Raw genomic sequence first — 24,239 nt, 5'->3', positions numbered from 1 at the left:
GATCAGTAGGGTGGTCGCATGGCCGAATCAGGAAACGCGCCCGCAACCCGGGATACCCCCTGGCCGGTAGGCCTCATGAGCGAGAAGATCGCCGCCTGGATCGACCGGCTCGGCCAGGTGTGGGTCGAGGGCGAGATCACGCAGTGGCAGGTGCGCGGCGGCCACGTCTACGGCAAGCTCAAGGACCTGGGGCAGGACGCCACTGTGAGCTTCACGGTGTGGCGCTCGGTCGCGCAGCGCCTCACGAGCGACTTTGCGCAGGGCGACCGCGTGATCGCACTCGTGAAACCCAACTTCTGGGTGAAGGGCGGCTCCCTCACCGTGCAGGTGTTTGAGCTCTCGCACGTGGGACTTGGCGAGCTACTCGAGCGCCTCGAGCGCCTACGCCGACAGCTCCAGGCGGAGGGGCTCTTCGACGCAGATCGGAAGCGCCCGCTCCCGTTCCTCCCCGGGCGAATCGGCCTCGTCACCGGCCGCGACTCGGACGCCGAGAAAGATGTGGTGCGCAATGCGACGCTGCGCTGGCCCGGTGTGCAGTTCCGCGTGCACTACGCCGCAGTGCAGGGCGATCGAGCTGCTGGCGAAGTGGCGGCGGGTATCGAGGCGCTCGATCAGGATCCGGAAGTTGACGTGATCATCGTCGCCCGCGGCGGCGGCGACTTCCAGAATCTCCTCCCCTTCAGCGACGAACGCGTGCTGCGCGCGGCTGCGGCAGCCACGACCCCGATCGTCTCGGCGATCGGCCACGAGGCCGACCGACCGCTGCTCGACGAGGTGGCCGACCTTCGCGCGTCCACCCCCACGGACGCGGCGAAGCGCGTGGTCCCCGATGTTGGCGAAGAACTCGCGGGAATCGATCAGGCCCGCGCCCGCATGACCTCGCGGCTCAGCCAGCTCCTCGCCCACGAGACTGACCGCCTAACGCAGCTGCGTGGGCGCCCCGTGCTGAGCACCCCCGAGCGCCTGATTGATGAGCGCGCGGAGGAGCTTGTGCGATGGATCGCGCGGGGCACCGAGCTCGCTGATCGCGCCGTCGAAGACCGCCGGCGGGAGCTCACCGATCTGCGCGCGCGGGTGACCGCGCTCTCGCCACGCGCCACGATGGAGCGGGGGTACGGAATCATCCAGCTCGCCGACGGCACGGTGCTGCGCGGCACGGCCGGCGCGCCCGCGGGCACCGAGCTGACGATCGCACTCGCGGACGGACGGATCGGCGCGGTCTCTCAGGGGTAGCGTCTCCTGCACTTTGACCCGCCTCCCGCGCATGCGGGCACCCTACTGATCCGTGCGAACGAGATCGCTCCCATCAGCTTCCACGCGGAAGCTCGTGCTCCGGTACGCATCGCTCAGGGAGAAGTTCACCGTCACCGGGCCCGTGCGGTCCGTGTTCCACGGGTCGTCGGGGTCGTGAGCGAGCGTACGCTCGACCGAGTACATCGCGTCGGCGAGCGCTTCCTTGGTATCGATCTCGTCATCAACGAGTCGCGCAGCATCCTGCAGCGCCTGCTGCACTGCTGCGCCGTCAAGCTCTGACACGGAGAACAACTCGCTGGCGGACTTGGGCTGCGTCGATCCCGCGCCGGTGTGCGTCACGCTGCCACGGCGGTAATACCACGAGTCGACGTTCAAGCTGTCGCGCTTCACGGGTGCCTCAACGCGCACCAGGTCGGAGGAGACGGTGATGGAGCGCACCTGATCATGGCCGATCTCAGCCGTGAGCGCAGTGAGCGCACCGGCGAGGGAGTCGCCGGTGCGCAAGTCGGCGTGGAGCTGGCCCTGCGGGATCGCCGCCACCGTCTCGGCGAGCCCCGCCCGGTACGGGAAGACGACCGCAGCACCGGCGAGCAGACCGGCAAGCACGAACAGCGTGATCCGAATCGGCTTGCTTCGCTTTCCCATTCCGATGAGGGGCCGCCGCCCGGAGCCGTCGCGCGTCAGCCCGCCCGAGGATGGGGGAAGAAGTGGGCCAGCGGTGGCGGCTGGCGGAACCTCGGTGTCCGACCAGATTTCGGCAGAGGCATCGTGCTCGGTGATCGCGACGTCGGGTGTGCCGGCCGCGAGAAGTGCGACGACGTGGGTGCTGCCCGGCTGAAAGCGCGGGATCTCCGTGAGCTGCACAATGCGCCGCACGGTGGTGCGATAGGCGGCGCCGCTCAGCGGCTGCACCGTGAGCTCGAGGTCGCACAGCGGCTGCTCGTTGATGTAGGTGCCGGTCTGCGTGAGTCGATCGATTCGCGCAAGGCCCAAGCGTCCATCGTCGGTGGCCCGGGTGACGAGTTCCGGCGCCGGCAGGCTGACCCCGCGCAGGGACTTGCCAATCCCGAGCATTACCGCCGAGAACACCGTGACGATGATCCCCACGGGAACCGCCCAGGCCGCAGCGCCCGGTGGCCCGACGATGGCAGAGACGATTCCGCCGAGAAGAATTCCGGCACCGATGAAGCAGAGCAGGCGAAGCATTCGAAAAAGCCTAGCGCGCACCCCGCGGGGTGCCGCAAGTGCGGGATGGTGCTCGACACGCAGCCCCTGGTGAGCCACGGCGGCTAGACTGTGCCACATGTCTGTTTCCGAGACCCGGGATCCCGTCGAGCTCAGCTATGAGGAGGCGCGCGACGAACTGATTCAGGTGGTGCAGCGCCTTGAGCAGGGCGGCAGCACACTCGAGGAGTCGCTGACGCTCTGGGAGCGCGGTGAGGTGCTCGCGGCACGCTGCGAGGAGTGGCTGCTCGGTGCGCGTCAGCGCCTGGAGTCGGCACGCCAGCAAGCCGGGGCCGGAACAGCGGATGCCGCAGGCACTGATTCGATGGAGGGCCGCGCGTAGCGATGGCGAAGAAGAACAAACCGCCGGTCGTTGTTGCGGAGCTCGGCCGCCCCGAGACGACCGCGGAAACCGCGGCGCGGAAGGCACGCGATAGCCGCCTCTACAGGCAGCGCAAGACCGTCAATAACCTGGTGTTCTCGCTCCTGGTGACGCTCGGACTTGTGCTCGTGATGTGGCTGATGGTGCCGCGCGGAGTAGGCGGTTTTGAGGACCACACGGTGAACGTTTCCGAGCTCGCCACTGAGGCCAGCCCGAGCGCTGGGCGGACGCTCGCAGCACCCGCCGTGGGGGATGACTGGAAGGCGAAGCAGGCCCTCCTCCGCTCCGGCAGCGGGGTCACCTCGTGGCAGATCAACTACACGACCGCCGACGAAGCGTATGCCGCGGTGACTCAAGGCTTCACCGCGTCCGGCGAGCCAGTGCCCGAGCTGTGGATCTCGCAGCAGCTTGAGCAGCAGGCCCCCACGGGCACCGAGCAGATCGGCGGCATTGACTGGATCGTGTACGACCACCCCGACCGCAAGGCGGAGGAGTCGAACATGCTCTTCGGTCTACAGGGCACCTGGGGCAACGACACGATCCTCGTCTACGGCACCGACTCCCCCGCGACCCTCCGCGTACTCGCGGCTCAGGTTGCCGAGTCGCTCGGCACGCCAGACGGCGCCGCCGCAACCACCGCACCAAAGGAGACCGAATGACCGCGCCCCGCGTGACCCCGCAGCAGGCTTGGGATTCCTTCGCGGCGGGCAATGAGCGCTTCGTCACGGGCGTGTCCGCCCACCCGAATCAGGATGTTGAGCGCCGTTCGGAGCTCGTCAACTCGCAGACCCCTGATGTCGCGCTCTTCGGGTGTTCGGACTCGCGTCTTGCCGCAGAGATCATCTTCGATTGCGGCCTGGGTGACCTCTTCATCGCTCGCAACATGGGGCACGTCGTGGCCGAGTCGATCACGGCGTCGATGGAGTACGCGGTCACCGAGCTGGGCGCCTCGCTCATCGTGGTGCTCGCGCACGATTCCTGTGGCGCGGTTGCCGCGGCCATCGACCAGTCGAGCCGCACGCCGAGCGAGACCACCGCGTCGGTACGACACACGCTCGCCCCGATTCAGCCGGCTGTGCAACAGCTCTGGCTGAAGGGTCGCACGGATACCCCCTACGCGGATGCGTCGCAGATCGACGCGAACGCCGTGGGCCGTGTTCACCTCGCAGCAACCGTGAACGAGCTGCTGCGCACTTCGCGCGCGATCAGCGACGCGGTGGATGCCGGGCGCCTCGCCGTGGTCGGCTGCCAATACCGCCTCACCGAGGGTCGCGCTGTGCCGTACACGGTCGTCGGCCCGGTGGAGCTTGAGCTCGCGCCGCTTGACTAGCTTTCATTTCTTGACCTACCCACCCCTCTCAGACAAAGGACAGCTGTGACCGAAGAGATCGAGTACCGCATCGAGCACGACACGATGGGCGAAGTCCGCGTTCCGAAGAACGCGCTCTACGCTGCGCAGACGCAGCGCGCCGTCGAGAACTTCCCCATCTCGGGCACCGGCCTGGAGCCCGCGCAGATCGTCGCGCTCGCACGTATCAAGCGCGCAGCCGCAATCGCGAACAAGGAGCTTGGGATCCTCGAGGCGCCGATCGCCGACGCCATCGTCGCGGCTGCCGATGAGGTCATCGGTGGCGCACACCACGACATGTTCCCGGTCGACACTTACCAGACCGGCTCGGGCACGTCGTCGAACATGAACACCAACGAGGTACTCGCCACCCTCGCGACGAAGCACCTCGGCGCCCCCGTGCACCCGAACGACCACGTCAACGCTTCGCAGTCGTCGAACGATGTGTTCCCGACCTCGGTGCACATCGCCGTGACCGGCGCGCTCATCGAGCAGCTGAAGCCCGCACTCGCACACCTCGCTGAGGCATTCGAGGCGAAGGCTGAGCTGTGGAAGGAAGCTGTGAAGCCTGGCCGCACCCACCTCATGGATGCGACCCCCGTGACCCTCGGCCAGGAGTTCGGCGGCTACGCCGCGCAGATCCGCTACGGCATCGAGCGCATCGACGCGGCCCTCCCCCGCGTGGCAGAGGTCCCCCAGGGCGGCACCGCAGTCGGTACCGGCATCAACACCCCGCTCGGCTTCCCCGAGAAGGTCATCGCCGAGATCGCGCAGTCGAGCGGCTTGCCCATCACCGAGGCACGCAACCACTTCGAGGCGCAGGCCAACCGCGATGGCCTCGTTGAGGCGTCGGGCGCGCTCCGCACGATCGCGGTGTCGCTCACCAAGATCAACAACGACATCCGCTGGATGGGTTCGGGCCCCAACACGGGCCTCGCCGAGCTGCACATCCCCGATCTGCAGCCGGGCTCGTCCATCATGCCGGGCAAGGTGAACCCCGTGGTTCCCGAGGCCGTGCTCATGGTGTGCGCGCGCGTCATCGGCAACGACGCCACCATCGCATGGGCGGGCGCTTCGGGCTCGTTCGAGCTCAACGTGCAGATCCCCGTCATGGGCACCGCGCTGCTCGAGTCGGTCCGCCTGCTCGCGAACGCGTCGGTGGTCCTCGCGGACAAGACCGTCGCTGGCCTCGAGGCAAACCTCGACCGTGCGGCGGCGCTCGCGGGAATGAGCCCGTCGACCGTCACGCCCCTCAACCGCCTGATCGGCTACGAGGCCGCGGCGAAGATCGCGAAGCACTCGGTTGCCAAGGGCATCACGGTGCGCGAGGCCGTGATCGATCTCGGCTACGTTGAGCGCGGCGATGTCACCGAGGCCGACCTCGACAAGGCGCTCGACCTGCTCTCGATGACCCACCCGGGCGTCGCAAAGTAGTTCACGCTTCTGAGTACTCTCGCGGGGCGGTGTGGCTTCGGCTGCACCACCCCGCGGTGCTGTGAGGCGGCTGACTAGGCTGTTCGCATGACCGAGACGACCCCGCCCGCGTACGAGCCCGAGTACAAGAACGCAGGCGCCGGCACAGACTGGCAGCACCGCGTCGACGCGGTGTGGGCAGACGACGCCCTGACCGAGGCCGAGGTCGTGGAACGCATCGGCGCGCTTGTCGCTGAACTCGACCCCGCGGATCCGCGCGGCCCGTTCGAACTGGGCGGCGCCCACGACTCAGCCGGCGATGAAGCCCGCGCCGCCGAGCTGTACGAGCGCGCGCTCGAACTGGGGCTCTCGGGGCCCGCACGCGCGGAGCTCACGGTTCAGTACGGCTCGACGCTGCGAAACCTCGGCCGAACCGCCGAGGCCGTCGCGTTCCTCGAGTCGGGCGAGCGGGATCCCGCGCATGGCGCAGCCCCCGATGCGTTTCTTGCGCTCGCGCTGCACTCCGCCGGGCGCGCAGACGAGGCGCTCGCAGTGGCGCTTGAGGCGCTGATCCCGCACGTGCCTCGCTACCAGCGTTCCCTGCGCGGGTACGCCGCCGAGCTCAGGAAGAACTCCGCGACGTAGGCGCATCAGGCGCGGCTACGCCACAGCCTGGGCAGCCGCCGCGCGACGCCGCTCGACGACGCGCGTCACGAGCACGCCGATCACGAACTGCGCCACCGTGCACACGGCGAGCGCAATGATCACCGCGTTCCAGTCGCCGAGCAGCTGGCGCGCGGCTCCCGCACCGAGCGGGCCGAGCGTCGCGACCGAGTAGCCAACGGACTGCACCAGGCCGGAAACCCGCGCCGACTCCTGCGCATCGCGCCCGAAGCCTGCGATGAGTGCCAGGACGAGCGGGAAGGCGCACATGCCGAGCCCGAAGAGCGCGGCCCACACCTCGGGGAGCGCTGCCGGCGCGAACAGCAGCCCACCGAGCGCAACGAGGTTCGAGACTCCCACGATGCCGAAGCCGAGGCGCATTCCCGCCGGGGTGCGGCCGAGTGCCATCACAAGGACAGTTCCCACCACGCCGATGGCCATCGAAATGCCGAGCAGCATGCCCGCGCGCCCGGCGGGCAGCCCCGCGTCTTGCGCGATCGAGGGCAGCCAGCCCATCACCACGTAGCTGAGCAGCGCCTGGAGCGCGAAGTACCCCGCGAGGAACCAGGTGCCGTGCGGCAGCGGCTCTCGCGCGGATCGGGATCGCCGAGCGGGTGCCGCAGCAGCGTTCTCCGGCATGGTCTCCGGCGCGGTCTTCGCGGCCGGCGTCGCCGGGGGTGCGGAAACCGAGGCTGCGGAAACCGGGGCCGCAGCCGCCGGAATCCCCCGAATGGCGAACAGCCACACGAGGAGTGCGATCGCGGCGGGAAGCGCCCACGCCGCGAGCCCGAGTGCGGGAGACTGGAGCCCCGCGGCGATCGGCACCGCGAGCGCTGCCGCCAGCGCCGCGCCGAGCGACATGAGCGTCGTGTACGCGGTGGTCACGGGCCCAATTCGGTTCGGGAAATGGCCGCGCACAACAGCGGGAAGCAGAATGTTGACCATTGCGAGCCCGCCCGTGCCCACGATGGTGCCGGCCACGATGACCCAGGGACTGGGGACGCCGCGCAAGAGCAGGCCCACAGTGAGGCCGACAAGGCCGACGAGCACAATGCGCTCGACCCCGAATCGAGCGGCGAGCTTCGCGGTGCCGAGGCCCGCAACGGCGAACACCGCGGTGGGAATCGCGGGGATCAGCACCACGGTCGCAGCGGTGAGCGCACCGGCGTCGGTGAGCGCGGTGAGCAAAGCGCTCGCACTCGTGATCGCGAGGCGCAGGTTCACTGCGACAAGCAGGAGGGCGATGAGCATCAGCACGGCGCCCTGCGGCGCGCGGCGCCGTGCTCGCTCGGTGGGGGCACTCGAGGCGTGTTCTGGAGCGGGTGCGACGATGCGCACCGGAGCTGTTGCGGTCATAAAGTTCCAAACGTCCAACGTCTAACCATTTGTCGGGGACTATCATGACACATGTGACCCCCAAATCGGAACCCACCCGCGACAGCGCCCAGCTGCTGGACCCGGTGCAGCGCCTGTCGCTCAGCGATCAGGTCGTCGAGCGTCTCCGCACCGAGATCAGCGAGGGCCGCTGGCCCGTGGGAGAGCGCATTCCCCCCGAGCCCGAGCTCATGGCCTCGCTCGGCGTCGCGCGCGGCACACTTCGCGAGGCGCTGCGCGCGCTGCAGTACTCCGGCATGCTCGAGATTCGCCGCGGCGACGGCACATTCGTGCGCGCACGGAGCGAGGTACCGGGCGCGCTCGCACGCTCCGGTGCGAGCCTGCGCGATGTATTGGAGGCGCGACGCGCGCTGGAACCCCAGCTCGCGCGTCTCGCCGCGGAGCGCGCCACACAAGACGACACGGCACGCATCGCCGACGCGCTCGCGGCGCGCTCTGCTTCGAGTGACGAAGAGTGGGTCGAGGCGGACGTTGCGGTGCACGAGGCGATCGCCCGCGCAGCACGCAATCCGATCCTCTTCGAGGTCTACACCGCGCTGCTCCCCCGCCTCCACGAGTCGATGCGTTCAGCGCAGCAGCGCGAGGGATTCTGCCGCGACGAGCCCCGCGGCCACGACGATGTGCTCGAGGCGATTCGACGACGCGACCCCGACGCCGCAGCGGCAAGCGCGGAGGAAAACCTCGCCGCGACCGAGGTGTGGGACGCCGGCGAAGCCGAGTCCAACACCGCCGGCCGCGGCGAGCAGCGCCGCTAGTCCCCCAGGAGCTCCGTGACGAGCGCTGCGATATCGCTGCGCTCGGAGCGGGTGAGTGTCACGTGCCCAAAGAGCGCGTGCCCCTTGAGCTTCTCGATGACCGCCGCGATACCGTCGTAGCGACCCACGCGGAGGTTATCGCGCTGCGCGACATCGTGCGTGAGCACCACGCGGGAGTTCTGGCCGATGCGACTGAGCATGGTGAGGAGCACTCCGCGCTCGAGCGACTGCGCCTCGTCGACGATCACGAACGCATCGTGCAGCGAACGTCCGCGGATGTGCGTGAGCGGCAGCACCTCAATCAGGTTGCGGGCGACCACCTCGTCGAGCACGTTCTCCGACACGATCGAGCCGAGAGTGTCGAAGACTGCCTGCGCCCAGGGGCCCATCTTCTCCTGGTGATCGCCGGGAAGGTACCCGAGCTCCTGCCCGCCCACCGCGTACAGCGGCCGGAACACCATCACCTTGCGGTGCTGGCGTCGCTCGAGCACCGCCTCCAGCCCCGCCGCGAGTGCGAGCGCGGACTTGCCCGTGCCCGCGCTGCCGCCCAGCGAGACGATGCCCACCTGCGGGTCAAGGAGCAGGTCGATCGCGAGCCGCTGCTCGGCACTCCGACCGGTCACCCCGAACACCTCGCGGTCGCCCCGCACCAGGTGCAGGCCGCCGGGGCCATCGATACGCCCGAGCGCCGAACCACGCGGCGAGTGCAGCACCACGCCGGTACCACGCGGAAACTCTTCGGCGGCCTCGATACCGTCGAGCCGCTCGCTCTCCCAGAGCGCCGCCATCTCGGCCTCGTCAATGGACAGGGTGGCCGTGCCGGTGTAGGTGTCGTCGGCAGCAAGTTCGGCGCGGTACTCCTCCGCCCCCAGGCCCAGAGCCGCGGCCTTCAATCGCATCGGCAGGTCCTTCGACACGACCGTCACCTCGCAGCCATCGCTCGCGAGGTTCTGCGCCACCGCAAGAATGCGGGTGTCGTTGCCTCCGAGACGCATACCCGAGGGCAGCCCATCCGTGCTCGTATGGTTCAGTTCGACGCGCAGGGTGCCACCTGCCTCACCGACGGGCACGGGGAAGTCGAGCCGGAGGTGCGCGGACCGCAGCTCATCCAGGAAGCGCAGCGCGCGCCGCGCGAAGTACCCAAGTTCGGGATCGTGGCGTTTCTGTTCTAGCTCCGTCAGCACGACGACGGGCAAGACGACCGCGTGCTCCGCGAAGCGGAACAGCGCTCGCGGATCGCTCAGCAGCACCGAGGTGTCGAGCACGTAGGTGCGGAGCTGCTCCTCGCTTCCCGCGATACGTTCCTGCTCGGGCGGCTCCGAGAGCGCGGGAGTAACAGATGCGGGATTCGCGTCGTGCGCGGCGCCCAGAGTGGGTGTTTCGGTCGGTGCTGCGGGGTGAAATGCGGGGTGATTCATCTCGGCCACGATGGCTCCTCTGCCCCGAGGCGCAAGCCCCGGATCAGCGAGACGACCGTCACTCCCATCGAGGTGGTTGGCCGCCTCGATCGGGCACCCTGCCCGATGGCACATACGGTACGCCGGGTTTTGCGTGCGCCACACGGAGACACGCGCTGTGTCGCGTGAACGTTGCGTGGCCGCTCGGTGACGCCCGCTTGATCGCGATGGCTCATGAGGTCTGACAAGATTCGGGTATTCTGGCTGTGCGATACCACACACGGGGGACGACGTACATCCCTCGGTCGCCCCCTAAAGGAGCCTCATTTGCGCACGATCGACTGGATCGACGGAGCTATCGAACTTGTGGACCAGACGCTTCTGCCCCACCGACTGGAGCAGCGCCGAGTCACTGAGCTTGGCGAGCTGATCGCGGATATCCAGCGTCTCGCCGTGCGCGGCGCACCCGCGCTCGGGGTAGCTGGCGCAATGGGCGTCGCACTCATCGCCGCGTCGGTCACCGAAGCAGGCGGCGACGCCGAGCTCGACCGCGACGAGGTTGTCCGACAAGCGCGCCTCCTGCGCGAGGCTCGCCCGACCGCCGTAAACCTCTCCTGGGGTGTCGATCGTGCACTGACCCGCCTCGACGAAGGCGCTGCCGCGATCCTCGAGGAGGCGCTCGCCATTCGCGACGAAGACATCGCTGCGTGTATCTCGATGGGCCTGCGCGGCGCGGACCTCACGCGCGAGCTCACGGGCAAGGACCCCGTGCGCGTCATGACGATTTGCAACACGGGCGGCCTCGCCACCGTGGAACGCGGCACCGCGCTCGGCGTCATCCAGACGCTTCTTGAGCAGGGCTCGCTCGCCGAGGCGTTCCCGCTCGAAACCCGCCCCCTCCTGCAGGGTGCACGCCTCACCGCGTGGGAGCTGCAGCGCATGGGCGCCCCGTTCCGCCTGCTCATCGATTCCGCAGGCCCATTCCTGCTCTCGCGTGGGATCGCTGACGCCGTCTTCATCGGCGCCGACCGCATTGCGGCAAACGGCGACTCCGCAAACAAGATCGGCTCCTTCTCGCTCGCGCTTGCCGCGAAGCACGCGGGCGTTCCGTTCATCGTGGTGGCCCCCGAGTCGACCGTCGATATGAACACCGCAAGCGGAGCAGACATCGAGATCGAGGATCGCGGCGTCGACGAGGTGGCCGGCTTCGGCGGCACTCGCACGGCCCCCGAAGGCATCGACGCGGTCAACCCCGCGTTCGACGTCACGCCGCACGAGCTCATCACGGCGATCGTGACCGAGCGTCGCATCATTCGACCGGGATCGGGCGAAACGCTCGCGACCGTTCCGCTCGAGGCGCTGCGCTCGTAGGCTGTAGCTACTTTCCCTGATCACGACAGTGCCCAGGGAGCACCGACCAGGAAGTACCCGGCCTCGGGTGCACCCGCTGAAGTTTTCCCTCCCACCACCTCCGAAAGGAACACCAATGTTCTTCACCAAGCGCCGCGCCCGCGCGGCTCTCGTCGCAGGCGCGGCTACCGCCGCACTGCTGCTCACCTCCTGCGCTGGCGGCGGCGGCTCCGCCGATGCCGGCTCGTCGGCCGAGGGCCCGAGCTTCATCTACATCACGAGCGATCCGATCGGCCAGAACGAGTTCCTGAAGTCGGGCAAGGTCGGCATTGACGCCGTCGCGAAGACGTTCGAGGGCTCGGCCACCACGTACGAGTCCAAGGACGAGGCGCAGCGTCGCACCAACCTCGAGGCTGCAATCGCAAAGGCCCCCGAGGTCGTCGTGATGCTCGGCTTCCAGTTCGGTGACATTGCGAAGGAGCTCGCGGAGCAGAACCCGCAGCAGAAGTTCCTCCTCATCGACACCGCCGTTGAGGGCGCACCCGAGAACCTGTACCAGGCAACCTTCCGCGAGCAGGAGCCCTCCTACCTGCTCGGCGTTGAGGCCGGCCTGCTCACCAAGGCCAACAAGGTCGGTTCGGTGCTGTCGCTCGACATCCCGCTCCTCAAGAAGTACTCCGAGGGCTTCGCCGAGGGCGCGAAGAGCGTGAACAAGGACGTCGAGACCGTCGCCCCGCAGTTCATCGGTGGCAACAACCCGTTCGCCGACCCCGCGCTCGCGCAGGAGCAGGCGCTCGCGTACGCCGGCACCGGCGTCGACCAGATGTTCGCCGTTGGCGCCGCCTCGAACGGTGGCATCATGAAGGCCGCAGCGGCCAAGGGCTTCTCCGCCTACGGCGTTGACGTCAACCAGTGCACCGACGCCCCGGGTTCCGTGGTCGACGGCACGATCAAGTCGGTCAACAAGGTCGTCGAGACCGTTGTCGGCGAGATCATGGACGGCAAGAGCTCGGCCGAGGCGACCACCTCGTTCGGCCTCAAGGAGGAGGGCATGACAATCGTCAGCCTCACCGAGGATGCCGCCGACTCGCAGTGCACCGTGATGGACAACGCTGATGTGCTGAAGCAGGTCACCCAGGTGCGCGACGACATCGTCGCTGGCAAGGTCAAGGTCACCGATCCGCTGGCCTAGGTCGTAAACTCGTGGCCGAGAGGTTCCGCGCGCGCGGCGCCTCTCGGCCACACTTGCTTCCCGGGCTGAGTGCCCCCGAAGCCCCAGTTTTTCCCCTCCCGCCTGTTCAACTGAAGGAGCCACGTTGACCGCTGAGGTTTCGATGCGCGGCATTACGAAGCGCTTCCCCGGCGTGCTCGCCGACGACAACGTCGATCTCGAGGTCGCACCCGGCGAGATTCACGCGCTCATGGGCGAGAACGGTGCGGGGAAGTCGATCCTCATGTCGATGCTCGCGGGCGTCATGCAGCCCGACGAGGGCGAGATCTACATTCGTGGGGAGCGCCAGTCGTTCTCCTCCCCCCTCGACGCCATCGATGCCGGCATCGGCATGGTGTTCCAGTCGTTCAAGCTCTTCCCGTCGCTCACCATCGCGGAGAACGTGGTCTTCCGCAGTGAGCCGACGAAGCGCGGCCTCATCGATCGCCAGGCAGCCAACCGCCGCGTCACCGAGATCGCCGACAAGTACGGCCTGCAGATCGACCCCACCGCGCGCGTGGATTCGGTGCCCGTGGGCGTGCTGCAGCGCGTCGAGATCGTCAAGGCGCTCTACCGCGAGGCCCGCGTGCTCATCCTCGACGAGCCGACCGCAGTGCTCACCCCGCAAGAGACCGAGCGTCTCTTCGAGGTGCTGCGGGCGCTCAAGGCCGACGGCCGCACCATCATTCTGATCACCCACAAGCTGAACGAGGTGATGGCGATCTCCGATCGCGTCACCGTGCTGCGCGACGGGCGCAACGTCGCCGAGCTTGTCACCGCCGACAGCTCGCCTGAGGAGATCACCCGCCACATGACCGGCCGCGACGTGGATCTCACCACGCCGCCCCCGGCGCAGGCACCCGGCGACGTTGTGCTCGACGTGCGCGAGCTCACGGTGCCCGGTTCGGGCGGCCGCGCCGCGGTCGACGCAGCGCACCTGTCGGTCCGCGCGGGAGAAGTCGTAGGCATCGCCGGTGTGGCAGGCAATGGCCAGGTGGAACTCGCCGAGGCGATCATTGGAATGCGCCGCACGAGCGCGGGCGAGGTGCACGTCGCGGGCGCCGACCTCAGCCGCGCCACGATCGCGCAGCGCCGCACCGGCGGCGTCGCCTATGTTCCCGAGGACCGTCACGCGGTCGGCAGCGCGGGCAGCGCAAGCGCGGTCGACAACCTTGCGCTGGGCCACCACCGCTCCGCACCGATCCTCACCCGCGGGCTGCTCTCCCGCTCCGCCATGCTCGATCATGCGAAGCGCCTCATCAGCCGCTTCGGCGTGAAGATTGCCGGCCCGTCAACGCCGGTCGGCACGCTCTCGGGTGGCAACCTGCAGAAGATCGTCGTGGCTCGCGAGCTCGACTACCGCTCCCCCGTGCTCATCGCCGAGCAGCCCACGCGCGGCGTCGACATCGGCGCGATCGAGTCGATCCACCGCGAGCTGTGCGAGTACCGCGACGGCGGCGGCGCACTCCTGCTCATCTCGGCGGAGCTCAGCGAGATCATGTCGCTCAGCTCGCGCATCCTCGTGATGTTCGAGGGGCGCATCGTCGCCGAGGTTCCGAAGGCTGATGCCACCGAGGCCCTGCTGGGCCTCTACATGGCAGGACACACTCCGGAGGCGCAGCACCGACCCAGCGCTCCGCTCACCACCCCGGCGGCGCACGCTGCCGCCCCGCAGAAGGAGACCGCACGGTGAAAACCCTGCAGAGTTTCGGCCGCTGGCTCGCCAGCCCGATCCCCGTTTCGGTGGTGCTCGCGCTGCTGATCGGCGCGTGCTTCATGCTGATCGCTGGCGTTGACCCGCTGAGCGGCTACCTCGCCATGGTCAATGGTTCCTTCGGGAGCGGCGTTGGCCTCGCCAACACCCTGCAGCGCGCCGTGCCCATCATCGGTATCGGCATCGCGATCGCCGTGGCGTTCCGCGCGGGCGTGCTGAACCTCGGCACCGAGGGCCAGGCCGGCCTGGGCGCGCTCGCCGGCGGCATCGTCGCGGTGTACGTGCCCGGCCCCGCGATCCTGATCGTACCCCTGGCGTTCATCGCGGCAATCGCCGCGGGTGCCGCGTGGGGCCTCCTCACGGCGCTCCTGCAGAACCTGCTCGGGGTGCCGATCCTGCTCTCCACACTGCTGCTGAACTACCCCGCCCGGTACTTCTCCTCGTGGCTCATCCGCTACAAGCTGAAGGATCCCAGCACCGACCTCGTGGCGAGCGCCCAGGTGCCCGCCGACCACCAGATCTCCATGCTGGTGCCGCGCGACTCGGGGCTTGCCGAGACCCTGCGCAACACGCTGGGGGCAACGAACCCGGTCACCGCCGTGCTCACGGGCGTGAACTGGTCGATCATCGTGCTGATCATCGTGGTGCTCGGCGCGATCTTCGTGAACCGCCGCACCCGCTACGGCTTCGAGTCCGGGCTCGCGGGCCAGAACGCCGAGTTCGTGCGCTACAGCGGCGTGCAGCCCGGGCCACTCGTCACCCGCACGATGGCCATCTCGGGTGGCCTCGCTGGCCTCTTCGGCATGATGCTCACCATCGGCGCACCGAGCACTCGAATCATCGAGGGCTACTTTGTGCAGACCAACTTCGCGTGGACGGCACTCCTCGTGACGCTCCTCGCGCTCTACCGCCCCGTGGGAATCGTGATCGCGGGCCTGTTCTTCGCCGCGATCATGGTCGGCTCCGACGCCATGGGCCGTGAGCTCGGCCTTTCACCGCAGATCGCCGCAGTGATTCAGGCGTTCGTGATCATCCTGCTCGCCTTCCGCGTCGCACTCCCCAAGTTCCGCAAGCGAACAGCCACCAGCCCCGCAGCGAAGGAGGGCGAGCGATGAGCTTCCTCGACCTGTTCAACGAGGATCTGATCTCCTCGGTTCTCCGCTCGCTCATCCCGGTGCTGCTTGCCGCCCTGGGAGGCATGCTCGCCGAGCGCGTCGGCATCTTCAACATCGGCCTCGAGGGCATGATCCTCGTCGGCGCATTCGCCGGCGTGGCGGCCTCCTACTTCTCGCACAACTGGATCGTCGGCGTCATTGTCGCGATGCTCGCCGGTGCGGTGTTCTCGCTCATCCTGGGCTATGGCGCCGTCTACCGAAAGGGCGATCCGATCGTGCTCGCCATCGCGATGAATATCCTCGCGGTCGGCGTCACGAGCTTCCTCCTCGTCGCGATCTTCAATGTGCAGGGCGTGTTCCAGGATCCCGGCATCGACGGCATTCCGGTCTGGCGGATCCCGATCCTCGCTGATATCCCCTGGCTCGGCGCGCTCTTCTCGCTCACCCCGCTCGGCTATCTCGCGCTGCTTCTCGTCCCCGCGCTGTGGATCATGCTCTTCCGCACCCCGCTCGGTCTGCGCATGCGCGGCGTCGGCGAGCGCCCGCTCGCTGCTGCCACCATGGGTGTCAACCCGCAGCGCTACCAGCTGGGAGCCGTGATCGCCTCGGGCGCGCTCGCCGGCCTCGGCGGTGCCCAGCTGGCGCTCGGCAACGTGGTGCAGTTCACCGAGAACATGTCGGCGGGACGCGGCTGGATCGCCGTGGTGGCCGTGATGCTTGCCCGTGCGCACCCCGTCGGAGTGCTCGGCGCCGCGCTGCTCTTCGGCTTCGCTGACGCGCTGGGTTTCCGCCTGCAGTCCTTCGGCCTCCCCCAGCAGCTCACTGACTCGGGCCCGTACGTGATCACGCTGATCGCGCTCATCCTCATGAGCCGTCGCTTCCGCAAGACGCGTGAGGCGGCCGTCGCGTGAGCGCGGCGCCGAACGAGCTGCCGCCGGAGGCCGCACAGTGGGTCGAGCGGCTCGGCCTCGAGCCGCTCGAGCACGAGGGCGGAATGTTCCGCCAGATGCACCTCGACGAGCACTCGAGCGCGATCTACTATCTGCTGGCCGACCCCGATTTCTCGGCGCTGCACTCACTCGCCTCGGTCGAGGTGTACCACTGGTACGCGGGCGCGCCGCTCAGCATGCTGCTCCTGCACCCCGATGGGCGTGCAGAGGAACGGTTGCTCGGCCCCGATCCCGATTCGCGTGAGCTCCCGGGCCAGCTGCCTCAGCTCGCGGTGCCGCCCGAGGTGATGCAGGGCTCGTCGTCGACGGGCGCCTGGACACTGATCGGCACGACGATGGCCCCGCCGTTCGAGTGGAACGGCTTTGCGCTCGGCGAGCGCGCCGAATTACAGGATCGATACCCTTCCGCCGCGAAGCGGATCGCGGAGCTTACGCGGCCTGAGGCGTAGCGCCGGCGCGCATTCGGCGCGGTGCGAGCTCCGGCTGCCGGTCGGGCGAGAACTGCTTCGTTGCGACGAGCAGCACCAGCACCACAGCGATGACGATCCAGCCGCTGACGCCGAGCGGCAACACGAGTGCCGGGTTCAATTCGGCGCCTGCTGCGGCCACGATCCCAATCAATCCCGCGGACGCGTTCAGAGAGGCGTGCCCAATCACCGCTGGCCACACCGAGCCGGTGCGGAGGCGGGTCCATCCGAGCAGGGCACCCCAGAGCACACAGCCGATCGTCATGAGGGCGACGCCCCGCCAGTCAGTGAGGCCGAAGTTGTAACCGAGCAGGATGAGCGGCGAGTGCCACAGGCCCCAGACCACGCCTGAGATCGCGAGCGCTGGCCACGTGCCAAGCGGACGGAGGGCGGGGAGCAGCCAGCCGCGCCAACCAAGCTCCTCGCCAAATGCAGCGACCGAATTGATGACGACGCCGAGCGGAATGCTGAGCAGCTGCGCGACAACGATCACTTCGATGGGCGGCATGGAGATGTCCATACCCTCCGGGAGACCCGCTGCGATAGCGGCGGCGAAGCCGGAGAACTCGACAAGGTCAAGCTCCGTCCAACCGAGCGCTGCCGCGACCACGACACTCGCGGCGACGATCATCGTCGGCGCAAACACCGCTCCGACGATGAACCACACGACGCGCTTCGCGGGGCGCAGCGGCCACATGCCGAGGAAGCGCAGCCGCTCCGTCCGCGGCACGCGAGCGAAGAAGACAACCGCGAGCGTCGCAAGTGCGGGGGTGAACATCATCGCGGGAGCGAGGACACCGAAGAGCATGGCGAAGCCGGTGCTCTCGGGATCCCGCAGCCACAGCGGCAGTGCGACGAGCCAGGCGAGCCCACACGCGAGCACCACAAACAGAGCGACGGCACCCCACGGCACGCGTGCGAGGCGCGTGTTCGGGCTCTGCTCAGGAACGGGCTGACCGAAATCGAGCTGCACGGGCTCAGCAGCCACGGGTGCCGGTGCGTACTCTGGCGTCGTCATGCGGAACCTCCGAGTTCAGGGTCGTGCCCACGCGCTCGGTCCTTCAGCCCGGTGAGCAACGCGGCGGCGGTGTCTGCGTCGTCGACCGTCACCGCAAAGAGCCGGCCATCCCGCCGTGTCACCACGATACCCTCACCGGCACGCAGCACCACGCCCATTCGGCCCGGGGCCCAGCGCACGCCCCAGCCCCCGAAGTCTCCGAGTGGGCTGATCGGCGCAGCGACGGCTTGCGCCACGTCCGCGAGCGGTACGCGGAACGCCGGCCAGCCCACGGCCGAGCTCACCGCGATCCCAGAACCATCGACGCGCACGCGGAACATGCCCGTCATCGGGATCGCGCACCAGAGCAGCGCGCCAACGCCAACGAGGATCCACCCCTCAGCCAGCTGGTCGCCCAGGAGCCAGATTCCGCCACCCAGCACGCACGCAGCGGCGCCAATAAGCACCACGAAGAACGTAGCGGAGCCTCGAGTCGTGCGGTACCAGACCGCGCGCTCGGCTGCACTGAGCTCGAGCCCGTCTCCCGGGGACGCTTCGCCGCCGCCGACGGTCACGGCGGGCTGCATCGCCCAAGCGATCGCACCAACGATGGGAAGCAGAGCGAGACCGATCAGGCCCGTCCAGCCGAGCGGCGGCGCGAGCCGGGCATCTGCAAGATCGAGTTGAATCGCGGCCGAAATCACCGCGAGAAACTGCAGCATCGTCACGGTTCCTGCGCTGAGCGCCGCGACGAGCCGGTTGAAGCCCGACCAGGTGGGGATCCCGCTCCCCCGCACACTCGAGGAACCCGCCGCAGCGAACCACAGCAGCAGGGTCAGGCCCAGCCCCACGCCCGCGCTCAGCGCGGGGAACGTCCACGGCGGCCCGAAGCCATCGGGTCCGCCGATGCCAGACCAGTGCGTAGCTGCGGGATCCGGCAGTCTCGGGAGCCAGACGAACGTGAGGACCGTCGCAATCGTCGTGAGTGCGAGGGGAAACACAAGCGCAACCCAGCGCGCGGCCCGACGGGCACGGCGCAGCTCTGGGTGGTGCGCGGCGCTCACGCGGACGCCCCCGCACTCTCTGCCGCGGTGCCGGGAACGGGGACCGCGCTTGCCACGAGCGCGGCGAGCGCAGCGCCCGAGAGCCCCAGCTGCACCGCGCGCTCCACGAGAGCGGTCACGTCAGCGCGCAGCTCAGCCATTGCCCCCGCGGCCGGGGTCACGACCGCGCCGCGGCGGCGCTTCAGATCGATCAGGCCCTCGTCCCGCAGCAGCTGGTAGGCGCGGAGCACCGTGTGCACGTTGATCTCGAGGCCCGCGGCCAGTTCGCGCGCGGGCGGCAGAGCGGCGCCCGGCGAGAGGCGCCCGGCAGCGATGTCCTCGCGCAGCGACGCGGCGATCTGCGCGTAAAGCGGAAGCTCACTCTCATCGGTGATACGAACCAGCATTGCGGCCTCCTTCTGCCGCAATAATTCTATCCGAATACGAACAATTCCCCGGGGCCGCGTGCAACCCCGGGGAATCATCCCATATATTCGAGCCTCTATTAGAACGCGGCGATGCCGGTCAGCTCTCGGCCGATGACGAGCTGGTGCACCTCATCAGTGCCCTCGTAGGTGCGCACCGACTCAAGGTTTGCCATGTGGCGCATCACGGGGAAATCGCTCGTGATGCCGTCGCCACCGAGGATCGAACGGCAGTTGCCGGCGATCTTGATGGCCTCGCGCACGTTGTTGAGCTTACCCACGGAGATCTGGCCGTAGGAGAGGTTCCCGGCGTCCTTCAGACGGCCCAGGTGCAGCGCGAGGAGGAGGCCCTTCTCGTACTCGACGAACATGTCGGCGAGCTGCGCCTGGATGATCTGCTTCGAACCGATCGGGGCACCGAACACCTCGCGGGTCTGCGAGCGCTCGACCGCCACCTCGAGGCAGGCGCGAGCGGCACCCATGACGCCCCAGGCGATACCGTAGCGCGCCTCGTTCAAGCACTTGAACGGCGCCGAGAGGCCCTTTGCCTCGGGCAGAATCGCGTCGAGCGGCAGGCGCACATCGGTGAGCTCGATCTCGGTCTGCAGCGAGGCGCGCATCGAGAGCTTGTTCTCGATGGCGGTGGCCTTGAAGCCCGGGGTGTCCGTCGGCACGACGAAGCCGCGCACGATGCCTTCCTCATCCTTCGCCCAGATCACGCCAACCTTGGCGATCGTGGCGAGGCCGATCCAGCGCTTCTTGCCGTTGAGCACCCACTGGTCGCCCTCGCGGCGCGCATTGGTGAGCATGGTGTTGGGGTCGGAGCCGCCCTGCGGCTCGGTCAGACCGAAGAAGCCGACTGCTTCGCCGCGGCCCATGGCCGGGAGCCACTGCTGCTTCTGCTCCTCGGAGCCGAACTTGTAGATCGCACCCATGGCGAGCGAGCCCTGCACGGAGAGCGCGGTGCGGAAGCCGGAATCAACGGCCTCGAACTCCATTGCCACGAGGCCGTAGGCCACCGAGGAGGCACCCTTCAGCCCGTACCCGTTCATGTACATGCCGAATGCGCCGAACTCGCCCACCTCGGGGAGCAGTTCGACGGGCAGGCGGCGATCCTCGAATGCCTGGTCGATGATGGGCTTGATGCGGGTCTGCGCGAACTCGCGCGCCTTCATCTGCCACTCGCGCTCTTCTTCGGTCACGAAGTCGGAAACGTTGAACAGTTTGTCAATCGTCGTGGTCATGATGCTCCTTTGTCGGGATCTCGGAAAACGTTGTGGTGCGGAAAGACTCGGTGGGGCGATTCAGGCGTCTCGCCAGATCGCGTCCTGGTGCTCCCCTACGCCGGGCGGCGGCGCCGAGTAGCGTGCGGGCGTCTGCGAGAGCGAGATCGGCAGCGCGACCGAGCGCAGGGTGTGCTCGGAACCATCTGGCGCGACCGCGGGGGTGTGCGCGACGGGGCTGAGGTCGAGCGTTTCGGCGAGCTCGAGCGCCTGAGCGATCGTGTTGACGCGGCCCGCGGGGATGTTCGCGCGGGTGAACTCCGCGATCCATTCCGCGGCGGTGCGGGTGCGCAGGGGCTGCTCGAGCGCCGCGCGCAGCTCCACGCGGTGCGCAACGCGCTGCGGGTTGTTTGCGAAGCGCTCGTCGGCTGCGAGCTCGGGCACCCCGAGCACCTCGCAGAGGCGGGTGAACTGTCCGTCAGTACCGACGGCGAGCGCGATCGCCTGATCGGACGCGTCGAGCGTCTCGTACGGCGAGATGGACGGATGCGCGTTGCCCATACGGCCGGGCGAGACACCGGTCTCAAGGGTCGACGATGCCTGGTTCGCGAGCGCGGAGAGCAGCGAGCCGAGCAGCGTGACCTTCACGTGCTGTCCTTGGCCAGCGGTCGGCGAATCGGCGGTGTCGCGTGCGCGCAGCGCAGCCTGGATGCCAATGACCGAGTTCAGCCCTGTCAGGATATCGACGAGCGCGACGCCCACCTTGGTGGCTTCGCCGTCTTCCTGCCCCGTGATGCTCATGAGCCCACCAACGGCCTGCACGAGGAGGTCGTAGCCGGGAAGGTCGCGCCCCTCGGTATCCCCAAACCCGGAGATGGAGCAGTAGACCACACCTGGGTTCGCCGCGGCGACCTCGTCGTAGCTGAGCCCAAACTTTGCCATAGTTCCCGGCTTGAAGTTCTCGATCACCACGTCGGCCGTGCTCGCGAGCTCGCGGGCACGTGCAATCCCCTCGGGTTCCCGCAGATCGCAGACCACCGAGCGCTTTCCGCGGTTGACGCCTGCGAAGTAGGTGCTCTGCCCCACCGCGTTGGTCGGCGGGCTCCACTGCCGGGTGCCGTCACCCTCCGGGCTCTCGATCTTGATGACATCAGCGCCGAGATCAGCAAGGATCATCGTGGCGTGCGGGCCCGCGAGCACCCGGGAGAAGTCTGCGACCCGGATTCCGGCGAGTGCGCCCGCCGTGGTCTGCTCCGCATGGTCGTTCACAGTGAATCCCCGTCCGTTCGTCTCGTCGCTCAGGCGTCGATGCCTCGCTGCGTGTGTGGCCAGTGTACGTGTCAGGCAGCCGCCCCCGAGCGCGCGATTGCATAGCCCTGCGCCACGGACCTGTGCAAGAATCTCAGCATGGCGTCACTCTCCGATTTGCTCGCGCTCCCCCAGTTGGGGCTCACACTCGTGCAGTCCGGCCCGGGGGATCCGGAGATCTCGTGGCTCTCCACGACCGAGTTGCTGGACCTCGGCGACTACCTTGAGGGCGGCGAAATCATCCTCACGACCGGGCTCGCGCTCGAGTCCGGAGACCCGCGGTGGCGCGACTTCGTGGCGAGCCTCAGCCGGGCACGAGTTGCCGCGATTGGCTTCGGCGTCGGCGTGAACCACGAGCGCATCCCGCCCGCGCTCGTGAGCGCGGCAAGCATGTACCGGGTGGCGCTCTTCGAGGTGCCGCTCCCCACTCCCTTCATCGCGATCAGCAAGGCCGTCGCCGGGCTCATCCGCGCGGACGAGCTCCGCGCAGCCCGCGGCGCGCTTCAGGCTCAGCAGCGGCTGCTTGACGGCGCCCGCGGGAAACAAGACCCAGCCGAGGTCCTCGCGAGCATCGCACAGGCCACCGGTAAGCAGCTCGCTCTGCTGACATCGGACGGCGCGGTACTCGCGAGCACCGCGGGCTTCGCTGCCGCCACCAGCGCGCCAACCACCCCTGAGACGATTCCCCTCGATCGCGAGGGGTCACTTCGGCTCGCGGTCGCTGGCGCCACCCCGCTCACTCCCGAGGGACACGCGGTGATCGCTGCCGGCTCGATCGTGCTGTGGCTCGGCCTCCGCGGTGCGGACGCTGAGGAAAGCCGCGAGCGCGAACGCTGGGAGCGCTTCACCTGGGCACTCCTCACCGGGAGCGCGACCCCCGCAACGATTGAGATTCTCTCAACGCGTGTGCGGCTGCCCGAGCGTGTGCGCGCCGTCGCCATCCAGGGGTCACCCGAGGATGTATCCAACTGGCGGCGCCGACCGCGCAGCGGCCACGACCGATTCATCACCCCGGGCGGCCTCCCGGCGCAGGCACCCGGCCTCGCCCTCGCGTGGCAGCTCTGCGCTGACACCCCCGAGGCAACGGCGCACCTGCTCGAGGTCGCCGCGGAGCACGGCCTCGACGCGGTCTTGGGACGCCCCACCGACCCCGCCTCCGCCGAGCTGAGCCTCCGCTCCGCGAACTCGCGGCTCAGTGCGCTCTCGGCGACCGCGCCACTCTATGCGGCCCCGCGCGTTCCAACGGTGGTGTGGGCCGACCGCGATACGCCATTCCTCGAGGCGCTCGTCGCGCTCTCCGACACTCCTGCGGGAGTACCCGATGAGCCATCAGGCCTCACTCCGCACGACACGTCGCAGCTGAGCGCGCGCGTGCTCGGGCCACTCTCCCACCACTCGGCAGAGCTTCCCGGCGAAGAAGCTGAGATGCTGCGCGCCACGCTGCGCGCCGTCTACGCCGCAGATGGGCAACGCGGACCGGCCTCAACCGCGCTCGGCATTCACCGCAACACACTTCGGGATCGCATCACGCGGATCGAGCGGCTGACTGCGCGCACGCTCGCCGACGCCGACGACCGCGCCGAGCTCTGGCTCGCGCTGCGCGTGGAGGATCTGACGGGACTCTAGGCGCTTTCGCCCACGCCGGGCCGGGCGCCGAGCTCGACCGGGTCGAGCACCCGCGCGGCCGCGCGCTCGAGGGCCGCCACGACATCGTGCACTTCCTGGCGCACCTCACCCTTCGCGTGCACGATCAGCAGCTGTCGGCCATCACCCTCGCCGATGCCAAACGCGCGCACGCCCGGGTGCCGATAGCTCAGCAGGCTGAGCCGGGGCACCACCGACACGCTCATGTCGCGTGCCACGAGTTCTTGCACCACCATGTAGTCGTCGGTGGCGTGGCGAATATCGGGCACAAACCCCTCGCGCTCCGCGATGCGCAGGAAGTGCTGGCGGCAGGCCGGGCAGCCGGTGACCCAGCGATCCCGCGCGTGCTCCGCGAGCGGACGGCGCTTCGTTCCGGTTGAGCCGCGACGCTGCGACACGATGAGCTGCAGAGGGTCCCAGCCGATCGGGATCTCGGTGACCTCCGCGCCGAAGTCCGGGGAGGCCTCCCCCTCATAGCGGAACACGAGCGCGACGTCCGCGGTGCCCCGCCGCAGCAGTTCGGGCACGGCGAATGGTTCCTGCTGCTCGAGCTCGATCGCAGTGCCGGGCTCCCCCGCACTGCCGCGTGCGAGCAGCTCGGACATGGCCGAGGCAACGATACTCGTGCACGCCGACGGGAACGCGACCACGCGCACGGTGCGCTGGCCCTCGTCGACGAGCCCCGCCACCTCGCGCGCCGCCCGCTCGAGATGTCCATCGATGATCTCGGCGTGGTGCAGCAATCGGCGACCCGGCTCGGTGAGCTGCACGCCCTTGACGGTGCGAGTCACGAGGGTGACCCCGAGGCTCTCCTCGAGCCTGCGCACCTGGCTGCTCAGCGCGGGCTGCGTCCAGCCGAGCTCGCGCGCCGCCGCGGCGAACGAGCCGTGCTCTGCGACCGCACGAAACGACATCAATGCCCGGGGATCAATCCCATCTGCCATGTCTGCCTCTCTCGCACT

Annotated in this window: 23 protein-coding genes; 14 read left to right on the top strand and 9 right to left on the bottom strand. The window is 68.6% G+C overall.

Translation table 11 applies throughout. The annotated features are described in order from the left end of the window. The first annotated feature begins 18 nt into the window (after positions 1 to 18). On the top strand, positions 19 to 1,233 hold the full coding sequence (gene xseA / locus D3226_RS06855) for an exodeoxyribonuclease VII large subunit (protein WP_202381695.1): 1,215 nt from the start codon (positions 19 to 21) through the stop codon (positions 1,231 to 1,233). Positions 1,234 to 1,275: 42 nt separating this feature from the next. Here the strand turns inward: xseA and D3226_RS06850 are convergent, their stop codons facing one another. Next, a complete protein-coding gene (locus tag D3226_RS06850; protein WP_202381694.1) occupies positions 1,276 to 2,460 on the bottom strand; it encodes a hypothetical protein in 1,185 nt (394 codons plus the stop codon). 97 nt (positions 2,461 to 2,557) lie between these two features. Here D3226_RS06850 and D3226_RS06845 point away from each other — a divergent pair, with 97 nt between their 5' ends. The 5 genes from D3226_RS06845 (at position 2,558) to D3226_RS06825 (ending at position 6,266) form a co-directional block, all read left to right on the top strand. Then, positions 2,558 to 2,821: an exodeoxyribonuclease VII small subunit gene (locus D3226_RS06845; protein WP_202381693.1), complete on the top strand. Its 264-nt coding sequence runs from the start codon at positions 2,558 to 2,560 to the stop codon at positions 2,819 to 2,821. 2 nt (positions 2,822 to 2,823) lie between these two features. Next, the gene (locus tag D3226_RS06840) at positions 2,824 to 3,519 is read left to right on the top strand and encodes a DUF4245 family protein (RefSeq protein ID WP_202381692.1); all 696 of its coding nucleotides are present in this window, start codon (positions 2,824 to 2,826) and stop codon (positions 3,517 to 3,519) included. After that, complete coding sequence (locus D3226_RS06835; protein WP_202381691.1) at positions 3,516 to 4,190, top strand: carbonic anhydrase; 675 nt, start codon at positions 3,516 to 3,518, stop codon at positions 4,188 to 4,190. The genes D3226_RS06840 and D3226_RS06835 overlap by 4 nt, the downstream gene beginning before the upstream one ends. A gap of 45 nt (positions 4,191 to 4,235) precedes the next feature. Then, entirely contained in the window at positions 4,236 to 5,642 is a 1,407-nt protein-coding gene (locus tag D3226_RS06830; protein WP_202381690.1) for an aspartate ammonia-lyase, read from the top strand. Between the two features lie 87 nt (positions 5,643 to 5,729). Continuing rightward, positions 5,730 to 6,266 carry a tetratricopeptide repeat protein gene (locus D3226_RS06825; protein WP_202381689.1) on the top strand — a complete coding sequence of 179 codons (537 nt, stop codon included), beginning with the start codon at positions 5,730 to 5,732 and terminating at the stop codon, positions 6,264 to 6,266. Positions 6,267 to 6,281: 15 nt separating this feature from the next. On the opposite strand, the gene D3226_RS06820 is transcribed toward D3226_RS06825, so the two are convergent. Further along, positions 6,282 to 7,640 carry an MFS transporter gene (locus tag D3226_RS06820; protein ID WP_202381688.1) on the bottom strand — a complete coding sequence of 453 codons (1,359 nt, stop codon included), beginning with the start codon at positions 7,638 to 7,640 and terminating at the stop codon, positions 6,282 to 6,284. 53 nt (positions 7,641 to 7,693) lie between these two features. On the opposite strand from D3226_RS06820, the gene D3226_RS06815 reads away from it, so the two are divergent. Continuing rightward, a complete protein-coding gene (locus tag D3226_RS06815; protein ID WP_202381687.1) occupies positions 7,694 to 8,434 on the top strand; it encodes an FCD domain-containing protein in 741 nt (246 codons plus the stop codon). Here D3226_RS06815 and D3226_RS06810 read toward each other — a convergent pair. Next, complete coding sequence (locus D3226_RS06810) at positions 8,431 to 9,852, bottom strand: PhoH family protein (RefSeq protein ID WP_202382150.1); 1,422 nt, start codon at positions 9,850 to 9,852, stop codon at positions 8,431 to 8,433. The two genes, D3226_RS06815 and D3226_RS06810, sit on opposite strands and share 4 nt — an antisense overlap. Before the next feature lie 306 nt (positions 9,853 to 10,158). Between D3226_RS06810 and mtnA the strand changes: the two genes are divergently transcribed. From mtnA to D3226_RS06780, 6 genes are all read left to right on the top strand, one after another. Then, positions 10,159 to 11,202, top strand: coding sequence for an S-methyl-5-thioribose-1-phosphate isomerase (gene mtnA / locus D3226_RS06805; protein WP_202381686.1), 1,044 nt, complete (start codon positions 10,159 to 10,161; stop codon positions 11,200 to 11,202). A 115-nt stretch (positions 11,203 to 11,317) separates the two neighbouring features. After that, positions 11,318 to 12,373, top strand: a complete 1,056-nt coding sequence (locus D3226_RS06800; protein WP_202381685.1) for a BMP family ABC transporter substrate-binding protein — start codon at positions 11,318 to 11,320, stop codon at positions 12,371 to 12,373. A gap of 124 nt (positions 12,374 to 12,497) precedes the next feature. Next, positions 12,498 to 14,084: an ABC transporter ATP-binding protein gene (locus D3226_RS06795; RefSeq protein WP_202381684.1), complete on the top strand. Its 1,587-nt coding sequence runs from the start codon at positions 12,498 to 12,500 to the stop codon at positions 14,082 to 14,084. Next, on the top strand, positions 14,081 to 15,220 hold the full coding sequence (locus tag D3226_RS06790; RefSeq protein WP_202381683.1) for an ABC transporter permease subunit: 1,140 nt from the start codon (positions 14,081 to 14,083) through the stop codon (positions 15,218 to 15,220). The genes D3226_RS06795 and D3226_RS06790 overlap by 4 nt, the downstream gene beginning before the upstream one ends. Continuing rightward, the gene (locus tag D3226_RS06785) at positions 15,217 to 16,131 is read left to right on the top strand and encodes an ABC transporter permease (protein WP_202381682.1); all 915 of its coding nucleotides are present in this window, start codon (positions 15,217 to 15,219) and stop codon (positions 16,129 to 16,131) included. The genes D3226_RS06790 and D3226_RS06785 overlap by 4 nt, the downstream gene beginning before the upstream one ends. After that, the gene (locus D3226_RS06780; RefSeq protein ID WP_202381681.1) at positions 16,128 to 16,619 is read left to right on the top strand and encodes a cupin domain-containing protein; all 492 of its coding nucleotides are present in this window, start codon (positions 16,128 to 16,130) and stop codon (positions 16,617 to 16,619) included. Before D3226_RS06785 ends, D3226_RS06780 begins: the two co-directional genes overlap by 4 nt. On the opposite strand, the gene D3226_RS06775 is transcribed toward D3226_RS06780, so the two are convergent. The 5 genes from D3226_RS06775 to D3226_RS06755 form a co-directional block, all read right to left on the bottom strand. Continuing rightward, complete coding sequence (locus D3226_RS06775; RefSeq protein ID WP_202381680.1) at positions 16,600 to 17,655, bottom strand: CPBP family intramembrane glutamic endopeptidase; 1,056 nt, start codon at positions 17,653 to 17,655, stop codon at positions 16,600 to 16,602. The genes D3226_RS06780 and D3226_RS06775 overlap by 20 nt on opposite strands. Further along, entirely contained in the window at positions 17,652 to 18,698 is a 1,047-nt protein-coding gene (locus D3226_RS06770; protein WP_202381679.1) for a DUF1648 domain-containing protein, read from the bottom strand. The genes D3226_RS06775 and D3226_RS06770 overlap by 4 nt, the downstream gene beginning before the upstream one ends. After that, positions 18,695 to 19,084, bottom strand: a complete 390-nt coding sequence (locus tag D3226_RS06765; protein WP_202381678.1) for a GntR family transcriptional regulator — start codon at positions 19,082 to 19,084, stop codon at positions 18,695 to 18,697. Before D3226_RS06765 ends, D3226_RS06770 begins: the two co-directional genes overlap by 4 nt. A 98-nt stretch (positions 19,085 to 19,182) precedes the next feature. Beyond that, positions 19,183 to 20,346 (bottom strand): acyl-CoA dehydrogenase family protein, encoded by a 1,164-nt coding sequence (locus D3226_RS06760; RefSeq protein ID WP_202381677.1) that lies wholly within the window; start codon positions 20,344 to 20,346, stop codon positions 19,183 to 19,185. A gap of 60 nt (positions 20,347 to 20,406) precedes the next feature. Beyond that, a complete protein-coding gene (locus D3226_RS06755; protein ID WP_202381676.1) occupies positions 20,407 to 21,594 on the bottom strand; it encodes a CoA transferase in 1,188 nt (395 codons plus the stop codon). 138 nt (positions 21,595 to 21,732) lie between these two features. Here D3226_RS06755 and D3226_RS06750 point away from each other — a divergent pair, with 138 nt between their 5' ends. After that, on the top strand, positions 21,733 to 23,259 hold the full coding sequence (locus tag D3226_RS06750; RefSeq protein ID WP_202381675.1) for a PucR family transcriptional regulator: 1,527 nt from the start codon (positions 21,733 to 21,735) through the stop codon (positions 23,257 to 23,259). On the opposite strand, the gene D3226_RS06745 is transcribed toward D3226_RS06750, so the two are convergent. Next, complete coding sequence (locus D3226_RS06745) at positions 23,256 to 24,221, bottom strand: LysR family transcriptional regulator (protein ID WP_202381674.1); 966 nt, start codon at positions 24,219 to 24,221, stop codon at positions 23,256 to 23,258. The two genes, D3226_RS06750 and D3226_RS06745, sit on opposite strands and share 4 nt — an antisense overlap. Positions 24,222 to 24,239 lie beyond the last annotated feature (18 nt).

This window comes from Leucobacter chromiireducens subsp. chromiireducens (genome assembly GCF_016758255.1).
Lineage (GTDB): Bacteria > Actinomycetota > Actinomycetes > Actinomycetales > Microbacteriaceae > Leucobacter > Leucobacter chromiireducens.
The sequence above is the reverse complement of the archived record's forward strand: the minus strand, read 5'-3'. Positions and strand labels throughout refer to the sequence as shown.